The sequence below is a fragment of the Iodobacter sp. BJB302 genome, from assembly GCF_002735645.1.
Lineage (GTDB): Bacteria > Pseudomonadota > Gammaproteobacteria > Burkholderiales > Chitinibacteraceae > Iodobacter.
This window is the reverse complement of the sequence record NZ_PDZG01000129.1, coordinates 1-5,267: the sequence shown is the minus strand read 5'-3', so window position 1 is coordinate 5,267 and position 5,267 is coordinate 1. Positions and strand designations below refer to the sequence as shown.

The 5,267-nt window shown below is 49.0% G+C and carries 5 protein-coding genes; 4 read left to right on the top strand and 1 reads right to left on the bottom strand.

Annotated features, from left to right (window positions below; translation table 11 throughout):
* Positions 1-466 precede the first annotated feature (466 nt).
* Positions 467-1,369, bottom strand: a complete 903-nt coding sequence (locus CSQ88_RS21830) for a LysR family transcriptional regulator (RefSeq protein WP_099400169.1) — start codon at positions 1,367-1,369, stop codon at positions 467-469.
* Positions 1,370-1,502: 133 nt separating this feature from the next.
* Here CSQ88_RS21830 and CSQ88_RS23530 point away from each other — a divergent pair, with 133 nt between their 5' ends.
* From CSQ88_RS23530 to CSQ88_RS23710, 4 genes are all read left to right on the top strand, one after another.
* Entirely contained in the window at positions 1,503-1,625 is a 123-nt protein-coding gene (locus CSQ88_RS23530; RefSeq protein WP_257212724.1) for a hypothetical protein, read from the top strand.
* A gap of 415 nt (positions 1,626-2,040) precedes the next feature.
* Positions 2,041-3,657 (top strand): dsDNA nuclease domain-containing protein, encoded by a 1,617-nt coding sequence (locus CSQ88_RS21825; protein WP_099400168.1) that lies wholly within the window; start codon positions 2,041-2,043, stop codon positions 3,655-3,657.
* Positions 3,654-5,084 (top strand): DEAD/DEAH box helicase, encoded by a 1,431-nt coding sequence (locus CSQ88_RS21820; protein WP_218963175.1) that lies wholly within the window; start codon positions 3,654-3,656, stop codon positions 5,082-5,084. Before CSQ88_RS21825 ends, CSQ88_RS21820 begins: the two co-directional genes overlap by 4 nt.
* Positions 5,085-5,103: 19 nt before the next feature.
* Positions 5,104-5,267 (top strand): transposase (locus CSQ88_RS23710; protein ID WP_143449562.1); only part of this gene is annotated, 164 nt, incomplete at its 3' end.

Here is a 5,267-nt window from a genome sequence, read left to right as displayed (position 1 = left end):
ATACCGTTTCAATCGTCGAGCAGACCTGTGCGCTCTGATTCCTCGATTACTCAAAGCCGTGATGCAGGCTAAACCTTGTCCAAGAGGGGTATTTCAAGCCTTAATTGAGCAAGAGACATAATCAGGAGTTTTAAAACCACCAGACCATAAAGCAAGATTCTATATTAATACATTTTCATTGCAAAATAAAAAACCCCAGCCACTGGCTGGGGTTTTGCTTGTGTTTGTAATACTCAACAAACAACTAAAACAGGATCACTCCCACTCAATTATCTGCGAGAAGAAAAATTCCTTTTACAATAGCGACTTATACCCCCCACATATCAATGTCATGACCAATACCATGATCACATAAGTTAACTTGAAAAAGGTTAGTCCAAAAACAAATTCTTATATATTTAGAATCGGACGCTTAGGGCTACTGAAGGGATAAACATGATATAAACAAGCCCGCAAGCCCACCGAACTACACTGCGACCCGCTCAAACACCTCTGCCAGATGATCGATAAACAGTCGCACTCTCGCCGGCAAATGGCGGCGCGATGCGTACAACACCTGCACAGGAGCGTCCGCACCCGCCCACTGTGGCAGCACCTCCACCAGTTGCCCCCCCGCCAACTCATCTGCCACATCAAGAACAGACCGACGCACCAAGCCCAAGCCTGCAAGCGCCCAGTCATGGGCAAGTTCACCATTATCTGTCGCAAATCGCCCCTTAACCCTCACGGTCGTCTGCACACCCGTGTCGCGCTGCTCCAAACGCCAGTCTGCATGGGCCACCCCGCTTCGACTCATCACAATACAATCATGCGCGGCAAGCTCCGCCGGCGTTTGCGGCATGCCCCGTTGGTCAAAATAAGCTGGTGCTGCACAAATGACACGGCGATTGTTTGTGAGATGCCGCGCAATCAGCCGCGAATCAGGCGCGCCGCCAATGCGCACCACACAATCCAGACCGCCTTCAATCAAATCGACAAGTTGATCTGTCAGCGTCAACTGAACGGTCAAGCTTGGCGCCATCATTGCCAGCTCGGCCAAGGCTGGCCCAATCCATCGGCGCCCCAACGCTACCGGTGAGGACACCCGCAACACTCCCTGTGCCTCTTGCCGGCCACTGCTCACTGCTGCCTCCGCATCAGCCACTTCGGCCAAAATCGCCTGACAGCGTTCGTAGTAGATCAGCCCCTCCTCCGTAAGCGCCAAGCGGCGAGAGCTGCGCTGCAGCAAGCGCACACCCAAATCCGCCTCAAGCCGCGATAATCGCTTACTACCCACCGCCGGCGAAAAACCCAGCTCACGCCCCGCCGCAGACAAACTGCCGCAGGCCACCGCGCTCACAAAAAGGCGCATATCGGCCAGCTCTACCATGGATACCCCTTCAATCTTTTCTAAAATGGAACAGATGCTTCTGCATTTTTATATATTTTATTCCAAATTAAAAAAGATAAAAATAACGACACGTCAGCAAGTGGCTGACGAATGATCGTTAAAGGACATCTCCATGACTAAACTTCACCTCCACCAACTCGCCATTGCCGTCGCAATTACATTCACGGGCAATTTTGCCATCTCCGCCGATAGTTCCATTCTGCCTGACGCACCTTCCGTTATCGTCGACCAGTGAGGGGCACCTGAAGATATGGGCACCAAAGCTTGAGACAAAGTACGTCTTCACAATAAAACTGGAAAATCCAGTTTGGCCAATCTGTCTATACCAGGAAGTGAAATGCAAAAGGCAGCAAACCATTAGGTTGCGGCCTTAATCATTTTGAGTTCATTCCACTCCAGAGCTGTTCGGCATAGCGGACAGTCAAAACCGCTTTGGGGATGGCGAAAACTGCTGCGCCACTACATATTAAACTGTGAGCTCACCAGATTAATACTTGTGTGTGCTCGATTGAACTATAAAGCCCCTAGGAAGGATGTGCGATCTTGCACAGCCACTTTCCATGAGCATTTAGGCGACCAAATTACGTTAATTGTATGGACTATGTCATAAAACTCCTATAAATTTTGGGGGTATTGTTACGGACGTCAAAATGGAATCAATTGATTCAGGCGGGGTCGCCGCCAAACACGGCTTTCTATTTCAGGACTGTGTTGCCGCCTACCATGTCACCCGAATGCTTCGTGACAAGACAATCAGAAGTGTCCGCTGCGAAGTCACTGACGATATCGACATCGTCTCTGACGGGGGCGTCAATTTTGTGCAGGTGAAAAGTACAGAGAAAACACGCTGGAGCATTTCTGACATCGTCAAAAACTCCAAGGGCGCGAATAAGAAAATAATCGCCGGTAGTTCGATATTGCACAAGTCGATGCAATGCGAATCTGGGGTCGGCCTGTCCCGAAGATATTCGATCGTCACCGAGGACAAGGTAAACAAAACCCTTGAGTACCTGACGATCAGTCCCAAAGCCCGGACAGGTAAAGTTGGTCGGCAGGAACTGATCGACGAGCTTAACAAGCGCACAATGAATTACCAGACCGCGTCGGGAGTTTGTGTCGTTAACTGGGTAGATGCGGCGACTTGGGAGGTATATCACACCCTGCGCGAGCTGGAGCTCATGGGGATCAAAAATATACGAATGGCCTCCCAAGATTTGCATGGAGTCATTCTCAGTTCTGAAAGCATTGCTGAAGATTTATGGTGTAGCATCCTCGATACCGTGACACGCAAAGGCGAGCATTCTCGACGCATCCACAGTGTTGATGACAAGTCTTACACTCGAACAGACCTTCTTGAATGGTTCAAATTGCGTGTTGAAGACGACCAATCTCAATCAGGCCGCAAAATCTACGTCAAACGAGACCTGCCCCATATCCTTACCCAATTCAGAGCGCCCATGGCTTCAACATGTGCTAAGCGCAACGGGCAGGTTTTGCATCAGCAATACTCACTTAATAAATATCGCTACAAGCACATCGTGGACAACGTTTACCAATGGTTGGATGAGGTCTTTCTCCGGCCCAAAGAATTGTCTGATATTCATAAGCTAACACTTGTAGAAAAACAAGAGCGACTGCGGACGTCCGTTTTCAAATCTCTCCATGACGTTAACAAATTTCTGGGGCGCGTGTTGTTGCACGCCACGATACGGCAACACCATGAAAGCCAGCCTATACCCTGTATGTTGTACGTGGACAGACCTGGACCAGAGAAAATTCTTGAAAATGTGCACATAGTCCGTCGTGCCCCTGAAGGTGATCAGCTCTGGATTGGTTTCAGCGAGTTGGTAACAGATAGCGACATTGCCGTAAGGCTGCCTGAGATACGGGATCGGCTGTATGAGGACATTTCGGAGTGTTTCGATACGGCGCGCAGAAAGATCCTTGACATCAAAGATGATGACTACCTTCTTCGCCATGACATTGATGAAATCCTCGATGGCAGTCAGCCCTTCGATGCTCATCTTGATCGCTTCACTTTTGTTCTGTTTGTTGGCTACGACTCGTATCTGCTTACCGACCCTGAAACATCTGGGCACGAGGATAAACTAGAGCAGGAAACAATAGAGTTGTTCGAGAAATTCGCAGCAGACCTTGTTGAAGATTCGCCGTTCGCGAATCTTTGCATCCAAATATTCATCTATCCAGCTCCGAGTCTTGAACGGTTAATCAAAATGGTCGAGGACAAGGTGAAGGAAGTGTTATGACATCAGTCTATGAAGAAGCAAAACACAGCCTACAAGATGAGGGCTTTTCATCCTTCAAATACCTGTCCGCGATCAACAAACTTCTGTCCAACCCTGTTTCATATGACCTGGGTCGAGACTTGATCGTACGTGCCCTTGATGCTCGGGAGCGGTTCAGCGAGCATAATACTCTTCTGAAAAACATGGTTAGAAAATCAGGCCTGTTCCCATACCTGAAAAAAGAATTCACCGACCTCTCCCTAGACGACATTAGGGTGTTGGATCTGTATCAGACACCATTCTCTGACAGTTTTGTTTTCCACTCGATGCAATTCCGCATATTTGATCTGTTGAAATCAGGTCAAAACGTGGTGCTCAGTGCACCGACAAGTATGGGCAAAAGTGCCATTGTGGATTCGCTGGTTGGTCTGGGCACCATGAAACGACTTGTCCTAGTTGTTCCAACGGTGGCCCTTGCCGACGAGACTCGTCGCCGGTTGCAAGAGCGGTTCGGTGACCGGTATCAGATCATTCATCACAGCTCCCAAAAGTGTCACTCCGACTGGGTCGTCTATGTACTCACACAAGAGCGAGTGAACGAGCGAGATGACATCGTCAATATTGACCTCTTCGTTATAGACGAGTTTTACAAGCTGGCTTTCAGGGAACTTAAAAATGGTACTGTGGACTACCATGATGAGCGGGTTATTGAACTCAACATCGCGTTAAGCAAGTTGCTCAAGGTTTCCAAGCAGTTCTACCTAACCGGACCGTTTGTCAATAGTATTCGTGGCCTCGAACGACTCGGATACCCGCATACCTTCGTTTCTACCGACTTCAATACGGTCGCGCTCGATGTCCAAACCTTCGGCATTAAAGCGAATGATTATGAAGCCAAACTCAACGCGCTGGCTGACATCGTGCGTGCGTGTGCCGGCGCTACCATCATCTACTGCAAGTCACCAACAGTTGCGGGCCTTGTGGCACGAGAGTTGATCAGGCTCGGCCATGGGTCTCCGGCGATGAATCCTCATATTGATTGGGTCAGCGAAGAATTTGATGCTGATTGGGATTACACCGTTGCCCTTAAGAATGGTATCGGATTACATTTTGGAGCCCTACCGAGGGCGCTTCAACAATACACCGCCGACCAGTTCAACGCGGGAAAACTACGTTTCTTGCTCTGCACTTCTACAATCATCGAAGGCGTCAATACGGTCGCGAAAAATGTTGTGATCTATGACAACCGCGATGGCATTCACAGCATCGACAAATTTACGCATGGGAACATCAAAGGACGTGCTGGGCGGATGGGAATTCATTTCGTGGGCAAAATCTTCTGCCTAGAGGAGATTCCAGAAGACAACCTCAATCTGGAGGTTGAGATTCCGCTCGGCATTCCCCCCTATGTCAGACTAGTTGTCGCCTCTGAATTTTCATGGGCTTGAAAAAAACATAGGCTTCATCATGCAAAAAATTACGTATTCTGACGACTTTAAACACAAAGCATTGAGCAAGGTTTATCAGCGCCAAGGCCGTACGATTGCGTCGGTGGCGCAGGGGCTTAATCTGCCTCAATCGACATTAAAGGGCTGGATGGCTGCCGCTAAAAAATCACAAATGGTGCTCCT